The organism is Micrococcus sp. HOU01, from assembly GCF_035609305.1.
Taxonomy (GTDB): Bacteria; Actinomycetota; Actinomycetes; order Actinomycetales; family Micrococcaceae; genus Micrococcus; species Micrococcus luteus.
Genome location: NZ_CP141211.1, coordinates 2,065,878 through 2,089,404 on the forward strand (window position 1 = coordinate 2,065,878; position 23,527 = coordinate 2,089,404).

Below are 23,527 nucleotides of genomic sequence, written 5' to 3' on the forward strand. Positions count from 1 at the left end.
TCGTCGCCCGGCACGGCGCCGTGCTCATGGACACCGTCGAGCAGGTGCTGTTGAACACCGTCAACCTCGCGGAGGCACTCTGCACCGATACTGGCTGCGTGTTCCTTCCTCTTAGCGTGTCTGGCGTGGTCATCTGCCAGCTTGTCCGTCAGTAACGCCACCCCGCCTGCGATCAAGGCGCCCAACACCACGCCGCCGAGCACAATCCACGCGCCCGTGAGCCCAAGTGTGCCGACACTCCCGCTACGTCCCGGTGGCCTCCTCCTCGCGTCTGCTCGGCTGCTATAGGTACAGGGCGGACCACTGAGTCTCCTCCGTTCCTTGGGGCAGGCGGTACCGATGCAGCAATTGAGGGAGTGGGTGGCCGGGTGGCTCCTGCCTGGCGAAGGGAGTCGGTGGTGCGGTGGGCTGCGTAGGTGGGGCGTGCGCTCCGTGAGGACGCAGACGGTACGCATGACGACCGGCCCTAACCTCGGAATGCGCCCGTCGCACTCGGGGCCACGCGCTGGCCGGGTCGGTTAGGACCAAAGGTCCCCGTCCGTGGAGGTCTGCCACTCGACCTCCACGTCCGGGTCAGTGCTCGACACGAGCACGCGCACGCTCGGCTCTGTCGGAGTGGAGGACGTCGTCACCACCTCAGCGGTCACGTTCGACGGCGTCCGACGAGCCGCCAGGCCCACGGGATTCGACACGGCCACCTCGTCCCCGTCGCCGTTGAGCACACGGGCGCGTAGGTACTGAACGCCTTCTTCGGGCCGTTCGAGGGTGTCCTGTTCACGGGTGGTACCAGCCCAGGCCGTGAAGTTGTCCTCGTCGTAGTCCAACGTGAACGCAGGCCGATCCCCGTACGCCTCGGGGTCCTTATGCGCCCCGGTCTTCGCACAGCCGGCCTCATCCACCATGCGACGCAGACGCGCGGTGAGCATCTCCACGTGGGGATGCCACATCATCATCGGCCCCAGCCCTGGAGCCTGCTCCTCCCAGACCTTGTACTCCATGCACATGGCCGCGTACAGCTCGGCGGTGAGGTCCGAGTGCTTGTACCAGCAGGGTGGCACTACCGAGGTCACCAGCCGGTACTCGGCCACGAACCAGTCCACCCAGCGGCGCAGCGTGTTCCACGCCTCCCACTGGAGCTCGGCCTCGATCTCCCGCCACCGCGTGCCCATCCACACCGGCGGACCCTCGCCCGCGAGTTCCGCGGCGACCTCCGGGTCAACGTAGGGCAGCGGAGTCCCCGTCTGTCCGTCGTCATCGGCGGCCGCCGGCCCCTCCCAGTCCGTGAGCTCGTCGTCTTCAACCCAGGGCGATGCCATCAGTTCCGTCCTTCCCTCGTGTACCGGCGTGCTGGCCCGCCCAACAGCCGCTCGAGCCGGACGAACAGCTCCTCAACGGCCTCGCGCCCGCCTGCCCCGGTCGAGCGCATGTAGCGATGCGCAGCGTCCTCGCACGTCCCGCACAACCACACCCCGATTCCGCCGGCGGCACGACACTCGGCGCGGTCCAGGTGCCGTCCATCGGTGCAGTGCCACCTCGTGGAGACGGGCCGCTGGCAGACATGGCACCGTGCACCCCCGTCCGTGCTCATGCCTGCCTCTGCCGGATCATCCTGGCCACGATCACGACCGTGGCCCGCCTGCGGTCCCATCCAAAGAACTCCTTCTTGCCGTCCATGATCTGATGCAGCCGCTGGTGATGGTCCCGGCACAACGGCATCAGGTCGTTGTGCGCTTCACGGGCCTGCCACCGGCCCTCCTCGTCCTGGCCCACGCCCTTGTAGGAGACGTGGTGTAGGTCCAGGGTCCCAGCCTCGGTCAGCGTGATCCCGCAGACCTGGCAGGCCGGCTCTTGGCCGCCCTGCCGGCAGTCTGCGAACCACCGCACCCGCCTGTACCCCCAGGCCTGAGACCGCAGGTACCGCTTGTACTCGGCCGAGCCGGTGCGATGCAGCCCGAACCTGCCCATGCCCTCACCGCACCGGGATCGCCGGGGTTGTCTCCGGCACCGGGTCCAACGCCGCCACGGAGTCCTCGGCCCGGTCCGCGTCGGTCGGTGTGGACGGGGCCGGGTCCTTGGACTCCAGCTCGGCCAGCAGCGCCTTCGAGTACCGCCCCGCGGCCTCCTTGATCTGCTTGCCGTCCTTGCGGTCCCACCAGCGGGTCATCTGCATCAGGATCGGCCGGCCGTTACGGTTCAGCAGGACCCCCCACCCGAACGGCAGCCGACGCAGCTCCGCCACCGAGACGACCTCGGTGTCGTGGATCTGCTCGGAGACCGAGGTGTGGTCCTTGCCGCGCGACTTAGGGCGTGTCTGAGAATAGATGCACGAGTCAGCTGAGACCCTGGGGACATGTCCCGGTTCCAGATGCTCTCCGACGCCCAATGGGAGTTGATCGCCCCGATGCTCCCGACCCGGACCGGCCGCGCCGGCAGGCCGTTCGCCGACGCCCGCACCATGGTGGAGGCGATCATCTACCGGTACCGGTGCGGAATCGCTTGGAGGGATCTGCCCGAGGTCTACGGGCCCTGGCAGACCGTGTGGACCTGGCATCGGCGCTTGGCCGAAGAAGGCACCTGGGACACGGTGCTGGCCACGCTGACCGCCGCCGCTGACGCCGAAGGCCTGATCGATTGGTCGGTCTCGGTGGACTCCACGATCGCCCGCGCCCACCAGCACGCGACGAACATCACCCGCCACACAGGGGGATGGATCGAACTACAAGAATCCGCGTGAGGAGCCGGCCGATCACGGCATCGGGCGCTCCCGTGGCGGGCTGAGCACGAAGATCCATCAGCTCGTCGATGGGACCGGGCTGCCGCTGGTCAGCCTGATCACCCCCGGCCAGGCAGGGGACTCCCCGATGCCGCTTCCTCTTCTGGAGCAGCTGCGCGTGACCCGGCCAGTAGGGCGGCCCCGGACCCGCCCTGCGGCGGTGCTGGGCGATAAGGCGTACTCCTCCCGGGCGATCCGCACCCACCTACGCGCCCGTGGGATCAAAGCGGTCATCCCCGAACCGGCCGACCAGCAGGGCCACCGCAGACGGCGCGGTGCCCGCGGCGGGCGCCCCATTGGCCTCGACGCGGACGCCTACAAGGGCCGCAACGTCATCGAGCGTCAGTACGCTCACCTGAAGCAGTGGCGGGGTCTGGCGACCCGGTATGACAAGTACGCGATCATCTACAGGGCCGCTGTGGTGCTGAATGCTGTGATCGCATGGTCCAAACGATTGTCAGACATGCCCTAGAGGTCCGCATGATCTTGCGCTGGCCGGCCAGCTTGGCGAACTGCTCCAGGTCGGACACGTTCGAGGCACCCCCGAGCTGGATCTTGACCGTGGCCGCGTCGAACAGCGCCTGGGCCTGCTGCTCGCCCCACTCGTTGCGGGCCTGAGCCATCGACTGGAACACCGCGAACGGGGAGATGCCCACGCCGCCGCCGTCAGCCATCAGCTGGGTCAGCCCCGGCCAGGCGCCGGAGATGTTCGCGATCTCATCGAGCACCAGGGACAGCGGCGGGTCCAGCCGGTTCCCGGGCGACTTCGCCGCCAGCTCGCGGGCACGCTCGGTGATGGCGTCCATCATCGCGATCAGGAATGGGCCGGCCGACGAGCCGCCGGTCTTGGTGCCCACGATGTAGAGCGTCCCGCACTCGGTGAGGAACTTGTCGATGTCCAGGGTCTCCTCGAACCGGTTGGGTCGCAGTACGTCGCGGACCTCGGGCACCGACAGCCCCTTGACCGCGCCCTCGACGCCGAACCACTTGGACTGGAGCAGCTTCGGGTCGCCCTCGATGATGCCCTTGAGCACCAGGTTCCAGTTCAGCGCGGCCTTGGGATGCTCGGTGAGGATCTTCACGGCTTCCTTGGCCTCGGCCGGGTTGTTGCCCCACCGCATCAGATCATCCACGGTGCGCTCACCCAGCGCCGCGGCGTGCAGCAGGCACTCCATGATCGTGATCGCCGGGGCCTGCCATTCCGCGTTCGAGCTGGAGGACCCCAGGCCGGAGGCACCGATCAGTGACGACGCCCGCTGATTCGCCACACGCGGCTCTTCGCAGCCCGTGATCGGGGACCACTTCAGCGTGGAGGGCTGACCGGTCAGTCCCTGCGGGTCGAACAGGGCCACCGGCCCCTTCTTCTTGCGCAGCTCGGCCGTGGCCCCCAGGTTGTCCGCGCGAGAGCTGGTCGTGATGACCGGGCCGGGTGCGTCGAGAATCGCACCGATCAGCAGGTGCACGCCCTTGCCCGAGCGCGGCGGGCCGATCAGCACCACCGACTCCTCGTAGGACGCGAACACGTCCACGCCCTCGGCCTTGCCCAGACGCATGGCCCCGTCCGTGATGGCCGGCTTCTTGATCGAGGGCCGGACCTTCTTCACCCGGGACAGCACCGACTTGCGGCCCACCGTCTTGGTGATCTCCGCAGACCGGGCCAGGCCCTCGCGCTCACGCAGCTCCTTGATGAACTTCTTGTCCGACTGCTGGTACCGGCTCCACGCCGTCACCGCCACGCCGAGCAGCACGAGGGCCAGCACCCCCAGACCGATCAGCCAGCCGATGACCCCGCCGGTGGTCGCCGTGCATCCCTGGACGGTGGTCCCGAACGCGGCCGGGTCGTGCTCGCCCACGAGGAAGCCCAGCGGCGCGAACAGCGAGTCCGGCTTGGTCGGTGCTCCACAGTGGATACGCCCGGCCAGGAACCCGGCCAGCAGGTACGCCCCGTAGAGCAGCACGGCCGGACCGATGAGCCAGATCAGCGCCGTCTCGGCCGGGTTGTCCCCCTCGAGGACCGCGTTGTTGCCACGTTCGCGTCGCATCAGGCCACCGCCTCCTTCGCCTTGTCCATGCGCTCGTCCGTGTCGAACAGCGGCAGCTCGGCCCGCGTGAGCACGTTCTGCACCTCGAACGAGGAATCCCCCAGCCGCCACAGGCCCGTGCCCTTGGGCAGGGACCGCACCAGGGACCGCTCCCGGTCGGACAGCTCCATCTCCGACGTCGTGATCTTCAGCGCGGACCGGTCCTGCCGGTAGATCACCTTCACGTCCGCGTCGGCCAGCAGAGACCGGGCCATCGCGGCCATCTTCGAGCTCTGATCACCAGCCATGTCCAGGTCAGCGATCTTGTGCAGCACGAGCACGTTGAAGATGCCGTACGCGCGGCTGAGCTTCCACTGCTCGACCATGCGCCGCAGGTCGGCCTCGGAGCTGATGTTGTCCCAGCCCTCTTCGTAGATCACGATCCGCTGCCCGCCATCGCGCGTAGTGACCATCGCTTCGGTCCACGCGCCCGCGCACGCGTTCACCACGCGCACCGCCTCCGGGGAGGCACCCAGCAACGCGGAGGTGTCGATGCTCGTCGCGCACGCCTGCTCATCCAGGACGACCGTGGTCTCCCCGTCGAACATGCCGGCCAGGTCACCGGAGGACACGCGACCCAACGTCATCATCGTCACCGACGCGGCCTCCGCCTTCATCGCGTCCGGGTCCGCGCGGGCCGCGTCCAGCGCCCGGATCACGTCCGGGATGATCGGCGGCCGGCCCTCGGCGTCCGCGACCGCCACGGCCGCGTCCAGGCCCGCCGAGAGCACGTGGTGCTCGGGAGAGGTCATGTCCCGGTCGGTGAGGATCTTCACCAGGGCCACCAAGATGGACATGCGCCGGGTCCGCACCATCGAGGCCCACGCCCGGTCCGTCATCGGCTCGCCCTGAACGTCAGTCGAGGGCCGGGTGCCCGGGTCCAGCGGGTTCAGGCGCGTGTCCAGGCCAGGGCCGACCTGGATCACCGATCCACCCAGGCCCTTGACCACACGGGTCCACTCGCCCTTCTTGTCCGAGGCCACCGAGAGCTTGCGCCCGGCCAGCACCTGCCGCACCGCCAGCGACTTGGCCAGCGACGACTTCCCGGTGCCGACCTGGCCGAACAGCATCATGGACATGCCCGAAATGATCCCGGCCTCATAGAGCGCCCACGGGTCGAAGCAGAACGCGCCGCCGCCGTGCATGTCCTTGCCGATCATCAGCCCGCGCGCACCCAGACCGGGGCCGGCCACGAACGGGTACGCCGTCGAGGCCGTGTGCGTCGTCGTGCGAACCGGCCGCGGGGCCAGCGTGCGCAGCCCCCGCAGCTGCCGTGTCCCGCGCGGTCCGGCCTTGCCCCACTGCGGCTGAGGGAACCGCTCCTCCCGCGCCTCCCGGTTGCGCAGACGCCGCGCCTGCGCCTGCGCCATCTTCATTTTCCGCTGAGCAACCCTGGCCTCACGCAGGGACATCTTGCCCGGTTCGATGATCTGGAACAGATCGACCTTCGGTTCTTCACGCATCAGAGCTTCATCCTTCCGAACGGCAGGGCGCCGGCCACGAACGCCGCGTCCTGCTCCATCCACACCGGGCGCAGCTCGCACTCGGCCGTGATCCCGGAGGCCACGACCTCCGCCGCCGCGGACTCCAGTTCGGACCGCGAGGCCCCGGTCACCGTGACCAGCACGACGACCTCCACGCCCGTGTGCCGACGCCGCAGCTCGGCCTCCTCACGCTCGACGTCCTCCAGGGACTGGTCATGTTCCAACGAACCGATGCGACCGAGCTTGTTCATCAGCCGCGAGTTCGTGTGCCAGTCCGTCTTGCGCCGCTGCACGGACCGCACCGCGGCCCCACGCTCCACCGGCGCCAGGAACACCGAGACCGTGTGCCGGAAGTCCCCGGCGAACACCAGCTCGTCCAGGAACCCCAGCCGGGCCAGGTTCTGCGGCAGCTCGGAGACCTTGTAGGTGCGGTGGTAGTTCCCGTCCGTGACCATGTGGCCCGCATGGACCTCCACGGCCATCGGTCCCGCGCTCGAGGGCGCGGTGCCCGCCGTCTTCCCGTCCGCCTTCATGGTCGAGACCATCACCGAGGCGTCCGGGTCGAATGCCGACCGCGAGAGGCCGGCCAGCGTGCGCGGGGAGTGCCAGGCGGTCACCTGGGTCCCCGAGCGCGGCAGCGTGCTCTCCACCGTCGTCATCAGCTTGACCATGTGCTCCATGAGCGCCGGGGTGCCCCCGCCGAGCGCCTTGACCTGAGAGGTGATCTTCGACGGGGAGACCACCAGCGTCAGCCACTGCTCGTGCACCGGCATCGACTGGGCCTCCTTCATCAGCTCACGGAACGCCTGGTCCAGGAACGGGTCGATGCTTGCCCCTGTCCGGCCCGCGCCCTCCTGCTTGGACTCGTAGAAGTCCTCCACGGCCGCACCAGAGATGAGCGTCGTCTGATCCGAAGCCTGAATCCGCACCACACCCGGCAGACGCGACAGCGCCGCCAGCGACGATCCCCACGACAGGGACCGTTCCTCCTGAGCGTCGAAGGACTCCAGGTCAAAGCCCCGCGTCGTCATGACCTTCGCGCAGACCACCGCTTCCCGGGCGCGCGGGTCCCAGACGAACCCGGCCCCGTTGGGCATCGCGTAGACCATCAGCTCTCCGGCCACACCCGGCAGCCGGAACCGTGCCGGCTCACCCGGCTTGATCCGCCCCTTCGCATCACGCTGGGCCTGCGGCCCTGCCTCGCTCACGGGTGCCTGCGGCTCGCCGTCCACCAGCTCCAGCACGTGTGCCGGGGCCATCCCCTGGCGGTACTCGAGCTGATCCGTTGTCCCCCGCCGCAGGTACTGCGCCGCCACCCACACCCAGCCAGGCAGGGACCGGCCACGGAACCGAGTCGCACCGAACGCGCCGATCACGGCCATCAGCCCGATGCCCACGAACATGGCCGGCCCGCCACGCAGAATGAACGCCATGCCGATCAGCACACCGGCCAGAACCACGATCACCTGCTCCAGGGTCAGCCCCAGGATCAGTCCCTGAGTCCGTTCCTGGGGGAACCGGACGTCGTCGTACTCCGAGTCCATCGACTCCTGAATCATCGTTGCCATCAGCGGCCTCCTCGCATCACCATCGCCCCGGCACGCTGGCGCATCCGGCCAGCCCGCGCCGAAACGCCCCGCATCGAATTCACTGCTCCACGCCCGGCCCGGCTCGCGGCCATCACGCCCGCCTGCTCAGCCTGCCCGGCACCGCCAGCCAGCCACGCGGTGATCGCAAGCATGAAGATCGGCATGGCCGCGGCCACGAACACCAGCACCATGCCAGCCACGGTCTGCACCCAATCCGTGGACAATGCCGCCATCGCCATGCCCAGCCGCACGACGGCGGCTGCGAGCGGCCCGGCCATGATCAGCCCCAGCATCATCGACAGCCACCGCCCCGCCAGCGCCTTGGCCGGCTCCAGGGCCAGCGAGAAGATCGCCGGGGGCGCGAACGAGGCCAAGATCAGAATCAGCACCAGACGGAAGATCATCATCGCCATCAGCACGAAGCAGGCGAAGAAGATCACCAACGCGATGATCACCGCGACCACGATCATCCCGTTCTCCGAGTTCTCGCTGGCCATCTCCCACTGCGCGAAGTTCTCGTCCAGCAGGATCTTGTCGTTGGCCGCGTCATAGGTCAGACCGAACAGTCCCAGCACGCCGGCCACCGCCTCGTCCTCGCCATCGGTGCCACCGGAACCGACCCGCAAGATCCACAAGGTCAGCTGCTGAGTCGCCCCCATCGCCATCCACACCAGCCCGACCACCACGTAGGTCGCCGGGATGCTGAACACCGCCGCCAGGAACGCGCGCACCATGCCCGCCGTGGACCCGCGCACCGCCGAGAGCACGACCTGCACGGCCACGAAGATCACCAGCAGCGGAATCATCGCCACCACGATGATGTTCAGCATCCCCGGGTGGTCGATCACCGTGCTCTCGCCACCGGCCACCGTCGTAGTGACCTGACCGCCGACGACCGTGACCCACCACTCCGGGGTCAGCGCACCCACGGAGAAAGCCTGCTCGATCAGCCCGGCAGCGGCCTTCGCCAGCCCCAGGATCGAACCCCGCAGGAACTCCTCGAAGTCCTTCTCCCACATCGTTCTCTCCCTCCGTGAGTGCGCTCAGGACCTCAGAACAGCGGCAGGCCCGCGCCCCAGCCGATCAGGCCCGCAGCACCGGCGATCAGGGCCGCAGCCAAGACGCCCCAGACCACGAAGCTGATACCCACGTCCTGCGCGCGGCCACTCGAGGAGAGCTTGCCGAAGATCCAGACCAGCACGCCGATGCCGACGGCAACGATCAGGACGACCAGGAAGGTGCCCAACGCCAGGCCCGTGACGTTCTGGATGGTGGGCATCCACGGCCCGTCGAAGCGCGGTGCGATGTCCGGGACACCGGCAGCCACCGTGGTGGCCGCGTGAATCAGGTTGCTCATCAGAGGTCCTCCCGTAGGGATGTGATGTGACGACGGCCCGGATACCTTCCGGACCGAACGGGCAACTCCTGCCCGCTGCCAGATGTACGACGCGCCGCACCGCCACGCATGTCGCCTCCCCGGACACGAGAAAGCCCCCGTCCCCTGCCACAGCAGGAAACGGGGGCCACCCCCGGGACCGTCAGGCCGCCGAGCAGTTCGCTCCCGGAGCCTTCACCTTCACTACCGCATCCGTGTAGATGTCGCCCGACAGCCGGTTGATGTGGACCTCGATCTCCGAGCACTCCGTAGCCGTCTCGTTCGCCGCCGAACAATCAGCCGTGCCATCGGTGGAAACCGCCTGGGCGTACCACTTCAGGGACACGATGCCGTCCGTGGAGACGCCCTCGTCCTTGCCCATCTCGTAGCCCGCCACAGCCACGTCATCACCAGCCAGCCGTTTCAGCAGAGCCTCCCGATCCCTCCGTGAGGGTTTCGGATCCTCGTCGTCGAAGTCGCGCACCGCCTGCCGGTTGCAGGTCTGCTTCGGGGCGTTCTTCTCGATCGCGACCGACTGTGGCCTGGCCCCGGCGGGCATCAGCTCGCTCGTACCCAGCCCAGCCCCCCAGCTCGCGCCGGCCGTGCCAGCGCCCAGCACCGTCGCCCCCACCGCCGCCAACGCGACCATCGTCCACCCCTTCCGCATCCCGCCAGGCGAAAACAAGGCCCTGCCCCACACCGCCAGCACCACGCCAGCGCCCACCGCCAGGATCAGCACGACCAGCGCCGTCCCGACCACCCATCCACTGATCTGAGACCACCCCGACAGCCCGTCTGGGTTGATTCCGTTCAACATGTCCGACTCCTCGTCGCTCGTCTGACGCGTCTTGCTTCGTTGTCGTGTCTCGTCCTGGGTTCGCGGTCGCCACCGCGAAGGTCTGTCAGCCCGCCATCGCCTGCACCACCACCAGCACCCACACGACGAGCACTGCCAGCGCCACGGCCGCGATCACCCACCGACCCCGGGCCGAGTCCCACCTGTCCGGTACACGCTCCTGCCACGACGTCGGCAGCGGCGCGTCCACGGACTCCGCCACCCACCGCCACCCGGCCTCACCCGTGCGCTGGCGCAGTCGCCGCACGGACGCGAACAGCCCTCGGTCCCGCTCTACGTAGACCACGCGCGGCTCCTGACCCTCCGGCCCGTCATGGCTCTGCTCGAACTCCGTCTGCTCTCTCACTTCTCTGCCCTCTCGTTTCGGATCACCGTTGTCGCCACCCTCAGCAGGTGCCGTGTCTCGGCCAGGTACTGCCGACTCGTGGAGTGGCTGAACCCGGTGGCCTGCATGACGTCCTCGACCGTGACCGCTTCCATCCGGCCCCCCGCCTGCGCGCAGGCCAACGCGACCTGCCGCGCCCAGTCCCCCGCGTCCCCGTCGTCGGGAAGGCAGCCGATCAGCACGCGCATCGTCACCGCCTGCCCCGAACGGGCCACCTCCTGCGCCGCCCGGACCACCCGGGCACAGCGCACCAGCTCACGCCGGGCCTGACGCAGTGCGGTCACCGAGACGCCCATCGTCTCCGATGCCGCCACGACGTCATCCCCGAACGCCAGCACCACGGCCAGGGCACGGGCCGTCATCTCCGAGGACTCCATGACCGACTCGACCACCCGCATCACCTCCGCGACTTCCCGGTGTGCAGCCAGCGCTTCAACCACAGCCTCGGCCGGGTCCTCCATGACCATCGACACCGCAGTCTTCTCCCGCGCCACCGCGGAAGCCTCCAGCGCCTCCTGGCCCGCCCGCGACCGGCCGACCGCCCGCAGATGATCGACCGCTCGGTTCCGGGCGATGGTGCCGACCCAGGTCCGCAGGGAACCCCGGTCCGGATCGAACCGCTCCCGGGAGTGCCACGCGGACTCCCACGTGCTCTGGAGCACGTCCTCCACGACGTCGCCGTTGCCCGAGGGTCCGAGCACGGCCACCACCGTGCCTCGCACCGAGGCCACCGCTTCCGCCAGCTCGTCCCCGGTCACCAGCACCATCCCCGCCGGAGCCACCCGGTCCGCCTGCCCGGTCATCAGTCCACCGCCTCCATCAATGCCCGTGGCATCGCCCGACGCTCCAGCCGGCAGTGCGGGCAGTCCGCAAGCACAGCCTGCCCATACGCCGGGACGTGCACGTCCGGGTCCTGGCACGGCTCACCGGTCCGCAGCTCACGCACCTGCCCCGAAGCAGCCGGAGCCTGAGCCACGGCGACCGGCCGGGGCCGGGTCACCGCGACCAACTCCTCGAACTCCGAGGCCAACGACCGCGCCACGAAGGCCGTGGGCTTGCGCACCGGCCCCGAGGCTCGCGCCAAGACCACGTCCACGATGGACCGCAGTTGCCCGTCTCCGAGGTCCGCAGCCGCCGGCACCCGCTGAACCAGGTCCGCCAGGACCACACCCCGATGGACCAGCCCCACGGCTTCCCCACCGTCGATGGCCTGATCGGTCCGTCGTCCGTCGTCCGTCGTCGTCTCCGCGCGCACTGCACCGGACTGACGGACTGACGGACGGACAGATGAGGGTTCTTGAGGGTTAGTCCGCGCGCGATCCTTATAGTCGGCAAAGTCGCGATTGTCGGGTGAGTCCGCCGAAATTGTCCGGTGAGTCGACTCACCCGACAGGTTTTCGGGTCGCGTGTTCATGCGGGTCTCAGATTTACCCGACAGGTTTTCGGGTCGCGTGTTCATGCGGGTCTCAGATTTACCCGACAGATTGTCGGGTCGCGTGTTCATGCGGGTCTCAGAGGGCGTGTCAGATGGTCTGTGTAAGCCGTACCGAGAGGAACGGTAAGAATCATGACCATGACCGACGAGAAGAACCCAGGCGAGCCCTCGGGCCAGGACCTGGTCGAGCAGCTGAAAGCCTCAGGGCAGCTTGATTCCCTATTCGCGCAGATCGACGCGGGCGGCGTCGAGCTCACCGGTGACGGCGGGTTCGTGCCCGCGCTGGTCAAGGCCGCGCTCGAGCGGGGCCTGCAGGCCGAGCTGACCAGCCATCTGGGCTACGAGAAGGGCTCGAGCGAGGCGCCGAAGCACGCCAACTCCCGCAACGGGACCACCCCGAAGACCGTGGAGTCCGAGGTCGGGCCGATCGAGCTGGACGTCCCGCGAGACCGGGGCGGGTCGTTCACCCCGCGCCTGGTGCCCAAGGGCCAGCGGCGCCTCGGGGGCCTGGATGACATGATCATCAGCCTCTATGCCGGCGGAATGACGATCCGGGACATCCAGCACCACCTGGCCTCCACGATCGGCACGGACCTGTCGCACGAGACGATCTCCAACATCACCGACGCCGTGAGCGAAGAGGTCCTGGCGTGGCAGTCGCGGCCGCTGGAGGAGTTCTATCCGGTGATCTATCTCGACGCAATCCGGATCAAGATCCGAGAGAACAGCCAGGTCCTCAACCGTGCCGCCTACATCGCCGTCGGCGTGGACCTCGAGGGCATCAAGCACGTGCTGGGGATCTGGGTCCAGGACACCGAGGGCTCGGCGTTCTGGGCCCACGTCTGCGCCGATCTCGCCAACCGGGGCGTGCAGGACGTGCTGATCGTGTGCTGCGACGGGCTCAAGGGCCTGCCGGAGGCGATCGAGGCGACGTGGCCGGACTCGATGGTCCAGACCTGCGTGGTTCACCTGATCCGGGCCGCGATGCGGTTCGTGGCCTACCAGGACCGCAAGAAGGTCGCCGCCGCGCTGAAGCCGATCTACACCGCCCCCAACGAAGAGACCGCGAGGAAGGCGCTGGCCGAGTTCGAGGCCTCCGAGCTCGGCACGAAGTACCCGTCTGCAGCCGCGACCTGGGCGAACTCCTGGGAGCGGTTCATCCCGTTCCTGCAGTTCCCACCCATGCTCCGCAAGGTCATCTACACGACCAACAGCATCGAGTCGCTGAACTTCCAGCTACGGAAGGTGACCAAGAACCGCGGCCACTTCCCCTCGACCGAGGCGGCGGTGAAGCTGCTCTGGCTCGCGATCTGCAACATCGAAGACAAACGCGCCGCCGAACGCGCTCGGGACCGGGGCAAACCCGCCGGCCAGCGCAAAGCCCAGGGCCGGCTCGTCGAAGGTCAGGCCGTCACGAACTGGAAGCAGGCCCTCGCCCAGCTCGCCGCGGCCTACCCCGACCGGATCAACCCCTACCTGTGACCACCCCGCTTACACAGACAAGTTGACACGCCCGTCTCAGATTTACCCGACAGATTGTCGGGTCGCGTGTTCATGCGGGTCTCGCGGTCTTGGACAAGGCCGTTCAGGGCCTCTTCGCGGAGGTAGTACCTCAAGCCGATCCGCCCGCGCCCGTCCCCGTACCGAGACTCGGTGTCCACCAGGCCCAGGTCTCGCAGGCGGGCGATGTGCCGCTCCACCGAACGCACCGTCTGGGCCGACCTCCTGGCCAACAACTCCTGGCTCGGGTGGCACGACCACGCCTCGTCCGCATGGTCACCCAGCAGCAAAAGCACGAACGCCTGGCCGGTGTTGAGCTGGCCCGTCTCCGCGACTTTCTGCGCCCACTTCATCGCTTCGATGCTCATGCCTGCTCCTCCCCGGTCCCGAACGCCTCAGCGTGCGTCTTACGGGCATCGGCCAAGCGGCGACGCCCGGTGCGCTCTGAGCACCCGAACTGCTCTGCGACCTCCGCTGCAGAGGGCACCTGGCCCTCCTGCGCACGGGCCACGATCCATGCGGTGATGTCCGCACCCGATGCCTTCTCCACCGTCTTCGTCTCTGCGACGACCGGCTCTGACGACGCCACGGCCTCGACGACCTCGACCCCCTGGGCAACCTGCGATTCCTCGACCACGGCCGGCTGAACCTCACGGTCCTCGCGCTCGGTCTCGAGTTTGGCCTGACGCTCCATCCGCTCCAGCTCCTGCCGGTGCCGAGCCTCGGCCACCTCGGCCTCCCGCTCGGCCTCGCGCCGCTGGGCCTCAATCTGCCGGCGGCTCGCCGCGAGTTCGGCCTCCAGCTCCGCGCGCTGACGATCCAGCTCTGCCTGAGCCTTCAGCTGCTCTGCTTCCTCCGACACCTGCGATGCGCGCTCGGCCCGCCGCGAGTCCGGGTTCTCCACCGCGACCCGCGCCAGCTGATCCGTGGCCACGAACACCGCCACCGGAACCATCACCGCGATGAGCGCACCCACCACGGACTGCCACACGCTCGCGTTCTCAGCACTCCACGCATGCGCCCCGTTGGCGATCATCGACAGGCCCGTGAACGCCCCCAGCGCCCACCACGACGCCCGCGCGGACTCCCCTCGGGACTCGTGCACCAGGACGGAGCCCGCGTAGACGAGGATCGCCAGGTCGATGAAGACCGGCACTGCCCAATGCATGAACGGCGGCAGCCCCAGCCACGCCGCGACCTCGTACAGCGCCGCGAACGAGATGGAGAACGCCACCAGACCGGCCACAGCGGTCCCGGCCACCACAGCCCGGATGAACCGGCCATCGTTCGGGTTCACCCGGCGGGGAAGCGACCGAATCCCACTGCCCGTGGGCCGCGCCCCGGTGCTATCCTTCGAGTGCTCGACCAGCGTGTTCTTTGGAATGTGCACCGTCTCGGATTGAGCGTTTTCGGAAGCCCCGACAGCCTGCACGCTGGCCGGGGCTTCCGCCCTTTTCGGCCCAGACGTTCGGGCCTCCCACATCTGCTGCGCGCTCATCGCGTGCCCTCCTCGATCTTCTTCAGCACCTCATCCAGGTTGTCCACCGCATCCCGCAGCGTCGACCGGATCTCCGCCTGGGACTGACCGTCCACATGACCCACGGACCGGATCACGTGCGCCAGCGTCCGCACGCACCGCACCGAGTCCCACACGACCCCGTGAAGGTCCTCGTCCTCGACCAGCGCCTTACCCGTCGCGGGCGACACCAGCGAGGCCACCGGGGTAGCCGCCTTGATCAGCGCTGGCACCGCGGCCGCACCCGACCCGTTGAACGCAGTCAGCACCCGACGCGCGCGGCCCTTCTGTTCCTCGTCGTGCCGGACCAAGTCCAGCGGTTCGATCCCGAAGTCCTCGGCCGGCATGTCCAAGACCGCGTCAACATCACTTTGACCACCTCGGACCCCCATGGAGGGCTCGAGGTTTCCAATGCGAGCGGGCCTCGTGACCTCGTAGGTCTTCCCGTCGACCCCGACGACGGAGGCCGGTGCACGTCCAGGTGCGTCTTTTGACGCACCTGCGTGCTTAAGCTCCCGCCGCACCGTGGCCTCACTGATCTGTGTCGCGGATGCGATCGCCCTAGTACTCATCCCCACCTCACGGAGGGACAGCACGATGTCCTGTCGCTTTTCCAGCGGTGGCCGAAGATGCAAGTTGCCGAACTCCCGAGTCACGTACTCGTCCCAGCTCCGGTACCCCAGAACTTCCCAAGCCCGCCCCCGATACGCGGACCGGATCAGGTGGTACACGGACTCCAGGCCGGTCTTGATCTGGTCTGTGACTTCTCGAGCCGCCTCTGGGGTGTAGGCCAGCTGAAGTGAATAGCCGTTCATGCCTCGGCCAGCTGTTCATCTGCAGCATCGATGCCGGCTACCAACGTCGCGAACGGCACGCCCAGGACACGGGCGAGCTCCAGCAGCTCGCCTAGGCGGAATTCGACCTGCCCGGACATCCGCTTGGAAAGACCGTCCGGGGTGAGACCGGCCAGTGCCGCTGCGCGGGCCTGGGTTAGGTCTCGTCTACTGATTTCGGCTGCCAGGTTCGACCTGACGCAACGGGTGTGATTGCTCATGGCCCACACTGTATGCGCTGTACGCATATCTGCCCAGCCCTCGTCTTGCGGTCATCGCAAATTTTTTTCTCTGACCTTGTGCTCCGTTCGCCTGAGCCATAGGGTCTTGCCCATGACGAACTCGAACGAGGAGAGCGGCTCGGATTTCAATTCGATGGTCGCCGCAGAGGTGCGCGCTTGGCTCGCCCGCTCCGGCAAACGCCAGGCGGACCTAGCAGCGGCGCTCGGCGTCTCACAGAGCGGCATCTCACACCGGCTTCGCGCGCGGGTGGCCTTTACGTTGGAGGAGCTGGCCACCATCGCGGAGGTCTTCGACATCACGCTCGCGGAACTGCTCGGCCCGGTCATCCTCCAGGCACGAAGAAGCCCCCACACCGACATGGTCGGTGCAGGGGCCTCTGCTCGGCTCCCCCGGTTGGATTCGAACCAACAACCCTTCGATTAACAGTCGAATGCTCTGCCGTTGAGCTACGGGGGAATGTGCCGCGAACCACCGGAGCCGTTCGGACAACGGATGGAACTCTACCAGAGCCCCTGCCTGCGCGCCACCCGGCCGCGGGGCGCCGTCGTCGTCCTACCCATGCCCGGGGACCGGGCCCTTGCCAGGCACGGTTCCGGCGGGCCTACGGTGCGCGGACACCCCCAGAACCATCAGGAACGGACCCGAAGGAGAGACGTGTCCATGACCATCACGACCCTCACGCGCAAGACCGCCCTGACCGGCACGGGCATGCTCGCCGCCCTCGCCCTCGCGGCCTGCGGCACCACGTCTGACAACGGCGACGACGGCTCCGCCTCGCCGGAGGTCGACGCTTCCTCGTCCCTGGCGAGCACCCCCGCCACGGACGACGCGTCGGGCTCGGCGTCGTCATCAGCCTCCTCCGCTTCGGCCTCGTCGACGGCCGCCGCGGCCGGCAGCGGCTCGGCCACCGGCCAGGCCGACGAGCCCGCCTACGCGGTGATCGACGCGGTCCTGGAGAAGTACGCCGACGGCATCATCGTCGCGGTGGATGCCAACGACGATGACACGACCTGGGAGGTTGACGTCGTGGTGGGCGAGGAGGTGAAGGAGCTGGACGTCACCGCCGACGGCGACATCACCGAGACCGACCGCGAGTCGGATTCCGAGGACGTCCAGAAGGCGAAGGAGGCCGAGGTCACCGCCAAGCAAGCCCTCGACACCGCCCGGGAGGGCCGTGACGGGGTGACCCTGGACGAGATGGACCTGGACGACGACAACGGTACCCTCCAGTGGGAGGTCGGGTTCGACCGCGAGGACGGCTCCGACGGCCCCGAGGTCGAGATCGACGCCACGTCCGGCGAGGTGCTCACGGTCGACGAGCACTGACGCCGCGCGGCTGGCGGACCGCCGTTTCCCGAACGAAAACGCCCCTGAAGCCGCCGTTTCCCGAACGAAAACGGGTGGGGGTCAGTCGTCGGCGCGGAGGGCCCGGCGGCGCGCCTCCAATTCCATGAGCTCGCTGTTGAGGCGGGTGAACTCGGCGGGGTCGCCCTCGGGGCCGAGCCGCTGCAGGCGCCCGAGCAGCTCCTCCTTGCGGTGCACGATCTGCAGGGCGAACAGGCGGTTCATGATGTCCCGGCAGTACCGGTCCACATCCTCGGGAGTGCGGGCGGGCAGGTCGCGGACGGCCAGTTCGGACACGACGCCGGCCACCTCCTGGGGCACGGCATCCCGCACGGCGTCCACCCAGCGCTGCGGCGTCGCCCCCGCCGACCCGGCCATCTTCACGCCCTGGTGGACGGCGGCGTACTGCGGGACCGTGAAGCGGGCGGCGTACAGCGCGGTCCACTGCTCCGCGGAGAGCAGGGTCGGATGCTGCAGCACCACCTCGAGGGACTCCCGCTCCCGGCGGGCGACGGGGTCGCGCGGATCCACCGGCACCACGATCCGCGGCGCCGGGGCGGCAGCCTCCCCGTGGCGGCCCTGGGGACCGATCGCCTCCCCGTCGTCCGCCGGGGCCGGCCGCGCCTCGGGCTCGGGACCCCGCCGCGGCGCGCGCCCGGCCGCGGCCACGGCGCGGTGCACGGCGTTCGGGTCCAGGCCGAGCCAGCCGGCCAGCTCCCGCTCGTAGCCGGGACGCAGGACGGCGTCCTTGATGCCCGCCACGATCGGAGCGGCATGGCGCAGGGCGCCGGCGCGGCCCTCCACGGTGTCCAGGTCGTAGTCCTTGAGCCCGGCCCGGATCGCGAACTCGAAGAGCGGCCGCCGCGAGGCGATGAGCGCGCGCACCGCCTCGTCGCCCTTCTGCATGCGCAGATCGCACGGGTCCATGCCGCTGGGCTCCACGGCCACGAACGTCTTGGCGAGGAAGCGGTGGTCCTCGTCGAACGCCTTGAGCGCGGCCTTCTGCCCGGCCTCGTCGCCGTCGAAGGTGAAGATCACCTCGCCGCCCGTGCCGTCGTCGGAGATCAGGCGGCGGGCCACCTTGATGTGGTCCGCGCCGAACGCGGTGCCGCACGTGGCCACCGCCGTCCCGACGCCGGCCAGGTGGGCCGCCATCACGTCCGTGTAGCCCTCGACGAGCACCAGCTGACGCTCCTTGGCGATGGTCCGCTTGGCCAGGTCGATCCCGTAGAGCACCTGCGACTTCTTGTAGAGCGGCGTCTCGGGGGTGTTGAGGTACTTGGGCCCGGGGTCGTCGTCGTACAGCTTGCGCGCGCCGAAGCCGATGGTCGCGCCGGTCATGTCCCGGATGGGCCAGAGCAGACGGCCGCGGAACCGGTCGTACAGGCCGCGCTGTCCCTCGGACACCAGCCCGGAGGCGCGCAGCTCCTCGTCCCGGAAGCCGCGCTGCCGGAGGTGGTCCAGCAGATGCGACCACCCCTGCGGGGCATATCCGAGGCCGAACTGCGCCGCGTGCTCCTGTGTGAATCCCCGCTGGGTGAGGAAGTCGCGGGCGGCCTGCGCCTCGGGCGAGCCGAGGGCACGACGGAAGAACTCGTCCGCCACCTTGTTCGCCTCGAACAGACGACGACGGCGCCCCGTCTCCGCCTTGTCCGGGCCGGTGCCGCCGTCCTCGTAGTGCAGCTCCACCCCCACGCGGGACGCCAGTCGCTCCACGGTCTCCATGAAGGTGGTGTGCTCGAGTTCCATGAGGAAGCTGATGACGTCCCCGTGCGCGCCGCAGCCGAAGCAGTGGTAGGTGCCCACGCCGGGGCGCACGTGGAACGACGGCGTCCGCTCGTCGTGGAACGGGCACAGCCCCTTGAATGAGCCCACGCCCGCCGAGCGCAGGGTGACGAACTCCTCCACGACGGCCTTCAGATCCGTGCGCTCGCGGACGAGGTCGATGTCCTTGCGCACGATCAGTCCAGCCATGCGGACCATTCTAGGGACGGGGCGGGGCGGTCAGCCCCGAGCGGAACCGGCCTCCGTGGACGGCTCGGCATCCGCTGCGGCCTGTGCAGGACCGGTCCCCGCCGCGCGGGGCGCTTCGGTCCGCGCCGCGCCCGCTCCCTCGGACGCGGGGCGCCCGGTGGCGGGGTCGATGACGGGCAGCGCGCCGGTGGCCGCCTCGACCAGCGGATGGAACAGCGCGGCCGAGGCCAGGCCGCCGTGGCGACGGCGGCGGGCCGAGGACACGAATGAAGGGCTCATGTCGCCCACGATAGCCACCCGGGACCGTGATTCCGGTCACGGAAAGGCAACGTTCTGGGGGGGTCAGGTCACGGTTCGCCGCGCGCCCGCCCCCGCGGACTGCCCGTGCAGCGGCAGCAGCCGAGGCCCCAGCCGGACGAGGCTCACCATCGCCCCGAGCTCCACGAGCGTCTGCGTCACCACCACGAGCGGGGCCGGGTCCAGGCTCGGCGGCAGGGACAGCGCCAGCGGCAGCACGACCAGGGAGTTCCGCGTCACGCCCGAGAACACGAGCGCCCGACCTGCGGGCACGTCGAGACGCGCCCACCGCGCAGCCACCACGCCGAGGGCCACCATCACGGCGGCGAACGCCGCGAACAGGGGCACGACGGCGGCCAGCGCGGGCAGCCGCTCCCCCACCCCGCGGATCTGGGAGGCGACCACCGTGAACAGCGTGACAACCATGAGCGGGACCATCGCCGCCGCCATCCCCTCCTCGACCGCACGGGCCGCCCGCCGGGGTCCGGGCGCACCCCGCCGCGCCGTGCGCTGCACGAGGGCGGCCACGGCCAGCGGCACCAGGATCAGCATGACCAGCGCACGGACGAAGGGCCCGACGTCGACCGCGGCCACCGCCGCCTCGCCGGCGACGACGCGCAGCAGCACGGGCAGCACGACCAGCTGGACGAGCATGAGCAGCGGGGCCGCCGCCAGCAGCCGCTCGGCCGCCCCGCCCGCGAGCGCGGTGAACGCGATGACGTAGTCCACGCACGGGGCCAGCAGCACGAGGAGCACGCCCACGAGCAGCGCGTCGTCGTGGGCCACGAACCGGCTCAGCCCGAACACCACCGCCGGCACCACCACGAAGTTCAGGACCAGCAGTGACACCAGGAACCTGCCGTCCCGCAGGCCCGCGCCCAGCGCGGCGAACGGCACCGCCAGGAACGTCGCCAGCAGGAGCAGCGCGAGGACCGGCTCGACGAGCACCGCCCACGCGTCGGCCCCGGGCACGGCCCACCCGACGACGGCGCCCGCGGCGATCCCCGCGAGGTACAGCGCCACCTGGTGGCGTTCGAGCGCGGCGACCAGGGCGCGGCGGGGCGGGGAGGACGGCATGCCGCCAGCGTACGGAGCGATCCGGACGGGGGCTGACCCCTACGCTGGGGGCCATGCCCACCGCGCCCGCCCCGCCCCAGGACGCCTCCACTCCCCTGCACGTCGCCGTCCGCACGCTCGACGCCGCGGCGCTCGCCGCGGCCGGGCACACGGCGGCGACCGCCGTGGCCGCGGTCTATGCGCACGCCGTCGTGCGCGGGGCCGCGTCGTTCTGGCTGGACTCCGCCCTGCCGGACCCGGCCGAGGCACGCTGGTCCGTGGCAGGCGACGGGCTGGATGTGCTCGGCGAGGAGCAGGGCCGTGCGCCCTCCCCGGCCCGCGGCTGGTCCGGCACGACAACCCCGCCGATCCAGACCGCGCGTGGGCGGACCTCGCGGCTGCGGCCGCGCCCCGGCCGGTGGTCGGCGGCGAGGGCCTCCCCCTGCGCGGCGGCCTGGTCGGCTGGCTCGGCTACGAGCTCGGCCTGGCGGATCTGGGGGTGACACCGCCCTCACGTCGAGCCGAGGACCCCGCGCCCCTGCCCGCGCAGTTCTGGGTGCGCCCGTCCCGCTACGTCGTGGCCGACCACGCGGCCGGGGTGCTGCACTGCTGCGTCGTCTCCCTCGATCCGACCACCGCGGAGGCCGGGGCCGACCGCTGGGCGGCGGACGTGCGCCGCGCCCTCGCCGCGGCCCGCCGCGCTCTCGAGACGGCGGCGGGCGACGCCGTCGTACCCCCGCCGCAGGACGCCGTCCCGGGACCACGGGCCGATGAGGAGGCGCCTGGCACGTGGCGCGAGGACCGGGCGGCGTACGCCGAGCAGATCGCCCGCTGCCGCGCCGCGCTGCACGCCGGCGACTCCTACGAGCTGTGCCTGACCACCCGCTTCGACGCCGATCCCGGGCTGCGCGTGGACCCGCTGGTCCTCTTCCACGAGCTCGCCGCGCACCAGCCGGCCCCGTATGCGGCGCTGCTGGAGCACGGCACGGGCTCCCGCCGGTGGGCCGTGGTCTCCGCCTCCCCCGAGCGCTTCCTCTCCGGGCGCGAGGGCCGGTACAGCACCAAGCCGATCAAGGGCACGGCCGCCCGGCTGGCCGACCCGGCCGGGGACGCCGAGGCCGCCCGCGCGCTCGCCGCCGACCCCAAGACGCGCGCCGAGAACCTCATGATCGTGGACCTGCTGCGCAACAACCTCTCCCGCGTGTGCGAGCCCGGCTCCGTGCAGGTGCCCTCCCTCATGGCGGTGGAGAGCTACGCGAGCGTCCACCAGCTCGTCTCCACCGTCACGGGCACCGCACGGGCCGGCGTCGAACCCGTGGACGTGGTGCGGTCGCTGTTCCCGGGCGGGTCGATGACGGGCGCGCCGAAGCGACGCAGCGTCGAGCTGCTGGCCGCGTGGGAGGCCTCCCCGCGCGGGGTCTACTCCGGGGCGCTGGGGATGCTGAGCGCGGACGGGACGACGTCGCTGTCCGTCGTGATCCGCACGGCCGTGCTCGCCGGGGGCCGCTGGTCCGTGGGGGCCGGCGGGGCGATCGTCGCGGACTCGGACCCGGCCGCCGAGCACGACGAGGTCCTCCTCAAGGCCCGCGGCCTGCGCCGGGCCCTCGCCCGCGCCGCCGGCACGGGCCTGCCGACGACGTCGCCCGACCTCACCTGACCCCACTCACGGGTTCGGGGGCGATATTCGGCGGTATTCCGACGGAATAACGCCGCAAACCGCCCCCAAACGAAGGGGGGCGCCCACCCGTGCCGCCTGCCTAGGTGTAGGAGGGCATGACGTTGTTGACTCGGGCCGGTGCCAACGAGGCCGGAGGGGCGTCCCCGCAGGAGGTATGAGGCCGATGGTAGTTGTAGTGGTTCACCCACACGGCCAGCGCCTCACGCCGAGCTGTCTCTGAGGTATACGGGCGGGCGTAGAGGACCTCATCGACCATCAGCCGGTTGTAGCGTTCGACCTTCCCGTTATGGCGCGGGGTGTAGGGGCGGATCCGGTGGTGCCGGCCCCCGAGCGAGACCACCTTGGCGGTGAAGTCCGCAGCCCGGTAGTTGTTTCCGTTGTCCGTGATCACCCGGTCCACGGTGATGCCGTGGGCGGCGAAGAACGCCCTCGCCCGGCAGTAGAAGCTCACGGTCGTGGCCGCCCGCTCGTCCTCCAACGCCTCGGTGTACGCCAGGCGGGTGAACCCGTCGATCGCCGAGTGCAGATAGGTGTACCCGACCCGCCGGCCGGCACCACGCTTGGAAGCACGGCCTGCTTCACTTTCACGTCCGTGAGCACGCCAGCCGCCCCCGTCAGGGATCTTCCCGATCTTCTTCACGTCCAGGTGCACCATGTGCCCCGGGCCGCGGGCGGTGATCTTCTGGGGTCGTTGGCGCAGGTCCTCACCCGTGGGCGCGAGGTCTGGCAACCGGGAGATGCCCAGTCGGTGCAGCCACCTGCCCACAGTGCGCAGGCACAGCTGGTGGCCTTCAGAGACGAGGTGGTGATGGATGCGGCGGGCTGACCACTTCTCCCTGCGACGCAGGGTCTGGATCTGGGCCACCACCTCGGGGTCGAGCTGGGCAGGTGAACGGCGCGGACGGCTGGGCCGGTCGAGCAGCCCGGCCTCGCCCTCGGCGCGGTAGCGGGCCACCCAGGTGGCCACCGTGGGCCGGCTCACCCGGAACTCGGCGGCCACGTGCGCCTGCGGGATCCCGTCGTGCAGGTGGCGGTGGACCATCCTGAGACGGCCGGTGGGAGTCAGGGGTGCGTTAGCGTGAGTCATGAGTGGGTCTCTTCTGGCAGG

26 protein-coding genes and 1 tRNA gene are annotated in these 23,527 nt (G+C 69.8%); 6 read left to right on the plus strand and 21 right to left on the minus strand.

All coding sequences use genetic code 11. From position 1 onward, the window contains the following. Nucleotides 1–518 precede the first annotated feature (518 nt). The 3 genes from SOY78_RS09490 to SOY78_RS09500 form a co-directional block, all read right to left on the minus strand. Nucleotides 519–1,316 carry a hypothetical protein gene (locus SOY78_RS09490; protein WP_324701471.1) on the minus strand — a complete coding sequence of 266 codons (798 nt, stop codon included), beginning with the start codon at nt 1,314–1,316 and terminating at the stop codon, nt 519–521. Between the two features lie 268 nt (nt 1,317–1,584). Next, entirely contained in the window at nt 1,585–1,965 is a 381-nt protein-coding gene (locus tag SOY78_RS09495) for a hypothetical protein (protein WP_317676296.1), read from the minus strand. Between the two features lie 4 nt (nt 1,966–1,969). After that, nucleotides 1,970–2,239 carry a hypothetical protein gene (locus tag SOY78_RS09500; protein ID WP_324701472.1) on the minus strand — a complete coding sequence of 90 codons (270 nt, stop codon included), beginning with the start codon at nt 2,237–2,239 and terminating at the stop codon, nt 1,970–1,972. 111 nt (nt 2,240–2,350) lie between these two features. Between SOY78_RS09500 and SOY78_RS09505 the strand changes: the two genes are divergently transcribed. After that, nucleotides 2,351–3,245, plus strand: a protein-coding gene (locus SOY78_RS09505; protein WP_324701358.1) for an IS5 family transposase whose coding sequence is annotated in 2 segments (ribosomal slippage) — nt 2,351–2,707 and nt 2,709–3,245 — 894 coding nt in all. Because the reading frame shifts where the segments join, the coding sequence is not laid out codon by codon here. Here SOY78_RS09505 and SOY78_RS09510 read toward each other — a convergent pair. The 9 genes from SOY78_RS09510 to SOY78_RS09550 all read right to left on the minus strand — a co-directional run bounded on the left by SOY78_RS09510 (nt 3,175) and on the right by SOY78_RS09550 (nt 12,047). Further along, nucleotides 3,175–4,815, minus strand: a complete 1,641-nt coding sequence (locus SOY78_RS09510) for a type IV secretory system conjugative DNA transfer family protein (protein ID WP_324701473.1) — start codon at nt 4,813–4,815, stop codon at nt 3,175–3,177. The genes SOY78_RS09505 and SOY78_RS09510 overlap by 71 nt on opposite strands. After that, nucleotides 4,815–6,317, minus strand: a complete 1,503-nt coding sequence (locus SOY78_RS09515; RefSeq protein WP_317676298.1) for a conjugal transfer protein TraC — start codon at nt 6,315–6,317, stop codon at nt 4,815–4,817. The genes SOY78_RS09510 and SOY78_RS09515 overlap by 1 nt, the downstream gene beginning before the upstream one ends. Continuing rightward, nucleotides 6,317–7,906, minus strand: coding sequence for a PrgI family protein (locus SOY78_RS09520; RefSeq protein ID WP_317676299.1), 1,590 nt, complete (start codon nt 7,904–7,906; stop codon nt 6,317–6,319). The genes SOY78_RS09515 and SOY78_RS09520 overlap by 1 nt, the downstream gene beginning before the upstream one ends. Next, nucleotides 7,906–8,946: a type IV secretion system protein gene (locus SOY78_RS09525; RefSeq protein ID WP_317676300.1), complete on the minus strand. Its 1,041-nt coding sequence runs from the start codon at nt 8,944–8,946 to the stop codon at nt 7,906–7,908. Before SOY78_RS09525 ends, SOY78_RS09520 begins: the two co-directional genes overlap by 1 nt. A 32-nt stretch (nt 8,947–8,978) precedes the next feature. Next, complete coding sequence (locus SOY78_RS09530) at nt 8,979–9,284, minus strand: hypothetical protein (protein WP_317676301.1); 306 nt, start codon at nt 9,282–9,284, stop codon at nt 8,979–8,981. A gap of 181 nt (nt 9,285–9,465) precedes the next feature. Then, the gene (locus tag SOY78_RS09535) at nt 9,466–10,119 is read right to left on the minus strand and encodes a hypothetical protein (RefSeq protein ID WP_317676302.1); all 654 of its coding nucleotides are present in this window, start codon (nt 10,117–10,119) and stop codon (nt 9,466–9,468) included. An 85-nt stretch (nt 10,120–10,204) separates the two neighbouring features. Next, complete coding sequence (locus SOY78_RS09540; RefSeq protein ID WP_317676303.1) at nt 10,205–10,504, minus strand: hypothetical protein; 300 nt, start codon at nt 10,502–10,504, stop codon at nt 10,205–10,207. Next, entirely contained in the window at nt 10,501–11,346 is an 846-nt protein-coding gene (locus SOY78_RS09545; protein WP_317676304.1) for an RNA polymerase sigma factor, read from the minus strand. The genes SOY78_RS09540 and SOY78_RS09545 overlap by 4 nt, the downstream gene beginning before the upstream one ends. After that, nucleotides 11,346–12,047: a hypothetical protein gene (locus SOY78_RS09550; RefSeq protein ID WP_324701474.1), complete on the minus strand. Its 702-nt coding sequence runs from the start codon at nt 12,045–12,047 to the stop codon at nt 11,346–11,348. The genes SOY78_RS09545 and SOY78_RS09550 overlap by 1 nt, the downstream gene beginning before the upstream one ends. A gap of 69 nt (nt 12,048–12,116) precedes the next feature. On the opposite strand from SOY78_RS09550, the gene SOY78_RS09555 reads away from it, so the two are divergent. Continuing rightward, entirely contained in the window at nt 12,117–13,460 is a 1,344-nt protein-coding gene (locus tag SOY78_RS09555; RefSeq protein WP_010078807.1) for an IS256-like element ISMlu11 family transposase, read from the plus strand. On the opposite strand, the gene SOY78_RS09560 is transcribed toward SOY78_RS09555, so the two are convergent. From SOY78_RS09560 to SOY78_RS09575, 4 genes are read right to left on the minus strand one after another with little or no spacing between them, the layout of a single operon-like run. Then, on the minus strand, nt 13,451–13,846 hold the full coding sequence (locus SOY78_RS09560; protein WP_324701475.1) for a helix-turn-helix domain-containing protein: 396 nt from the start codon (nt 13,844–13,846) through the stop codon (nt 13,451–13,453). The genes SOY78_RS09555 and SOY78_RS09560 overlap by 10 nt on opposite strands. Next, a complete protein-coding gene (locus tag SOY78_RS09565; protein WP_317676306.1) occupies nt 13,843–14,976 on the minus strand; it encodes a DUF2637 domain-containing protein in 1,134 nt (377 codons plus the stop codon). Before SOY78_RS09565 ends, SOY78_RS09560 begins: the two co-directional genes overlap by 4 nt. After that, nucleotides 14,973–15,809 (minus strand): helix-turn-helix domain-containing protein, encoded by an 837-nt coding sequence (locus tag SOY78_RS09570; protein ID WP_324701476.1) that lies wholly within the window; start codon nt 15,807–15,809, stop codon nt 14,973–14,975. Before SOY78_RS09570 ends, SOY78_RS09565 begins: the two co-directional genes overlap by 4 nt. Next, nucleotides 15,806–16,048, minus strand: a complete 243-nt coding sequence (locus SOY78_RS09575; protein ID WP_078025801.1) for a helix-turn-helix domain-containing protein — start codon at nt 16,046–16,048, stop codon at nt 15,806–15,808. The genes SOY78_RS09570 and SOY78_RS09575 overlap by 4 nt, the downstream gene beginning before the upstream one ends. A 154-nt stretch (nt 16,049–16,202) precedes the next feature. Between SOY78_RS09575 and SOY78_RS11800 the strand changes: the two genes are divergently transcribed. Then, on the plus strand, nt 16,203–16,493 hold the full coding sequence (locus SOY78_RS11800; protein ID WP_369441070.1) for a helix-turn-helix domain-containing protein: 291 nt from the start codon (nt 16,203–16,205) through the stop codon (nt 16,491–16,493). Here SOY78_RS11800 and SOY78_RS09585 read toward each other — a convergent pair. Next, nucleotides 16,455–16,526 (minus strand) — tRNA-Asn (locus SOY78_RS09585). The two genes, SOY78_RS11800 and SOY78_RS09585, sit on opposite strands and share 39 nt — an antisense overlap. A 204-nt stretch (nt 16,527–16,730) precedes the next feature. Between SOY78_RS09585 and SOY78_RS09590 the strand changes: the two genes are divergently transcribed. Beyond that, entirely contained in the window at nt 16,731–17,396 is a 666-nt protein-coding gene (locus SOY78_RS09590; RefSeq protein ID WP_317676309.1) for a PepSY domain-containing protein, read from the plus strand. A gap of 81 nt (nt 17,397–17,477) precedes the next feature. On the opposite strand, the gene dnaG is transcribed toward SOY78_RS09590, so the two are convergent. The 3 genes from dnaG to SOY78_RS09605 all read right to left on the minus strand — a co-directional run bounded on the left by dnaG (nt 17,478) and on the right by SOY78_RS09605 (nt 20,762). Further along, nucleotides 17,478–19,388, minus strand: coding sequence for a DNA primase (gene dnaG, locus SOY78_RS09595; RefSeq protein WP_317676310.1), 1,911 nt, complete (start codon nt 19,386–19,388; stop codon nt 17,478–17,480). A gap of 30 nt (nt 19,389–19,418) precedes the next feature. Beyond that, nucleotides 19,419–19,667 (minus strand): hypothetical protein, encoded by a 249-nt coding sequence (locus SOY78_RS09600; RefSeq protein ID WP_141844222.1) that lies wholly within the window; start codon nt 19,665–19,667, stop codon nt 19,419–19,421. A 63-nt stretch (nt 19,668–19,730) separates the two neighbouring features. Beyond that, complete coding sequence (locus SOY78_RS09605) at nt 19,731–20,762, minus strand: arsenic resistance protein (protein WP_317676311.1); 1,032 nt, start codon at nt 20,760–20,762, stop codon at nt 19,731–19,733. A gap of 53 nt (nt 20,763–20,815) precedes the next feature. Between SOY78_RS09605 and SOY78_RS09610 the strand changes: the two genes are divergently transcribed. Both SOY78_RS09610 and SOY78_RS09615 read left to right on the plus strand, forming a co-directional pair. Next, nucleotides 20,816–21,244 carry a hypothetical protein gene (locus SOY78_RS09610; RefSeq protein WP_324701477.1) on the plus strand — a complete coding sequence of 143 codons (429 nt, stop codon included), beginning with the start codon at nt 20,816–20,818 and terminating at the stop codon, nt 21,242–21,244. Continuing rightward, nucleotides 21,241–22,398 carry an anthranilate synthase component I family protein gene (locus SOY78_RS09615; protein ID WP_324701478.1) on the plus strand — a complete coding sequence of 386 codons (1,158 nt, stop codon included), beginning with the start codon at nt 21,241–21,243 and terminating at the stop codon, nt 22,396–22,398. Before SOY78_RS09610 ends, SOY78_RS09615 begins: the two co-directional genes overlap by 4 nt. A 100-nt stretch (nt 22,399–22,498) precedes the next feature. Here the strand turns inward: SOY78_RS09615 and SOY78_RS09620 are convergent, their stop codons facing one another. Beyond that, nucleotides 22,499–23,506: an IS481 family transposase gene (locus SOY78_RS09620; protein WP_324701479.1), complete on the minus strand. Its 1,008-nt coding sequence runs from the start codon at nt 23,504–23,506 to the stop codon at nt 22,499–22,501. Between the last annotated feature and the right edge of the window lie 21 nt (nt 23,507–23,527).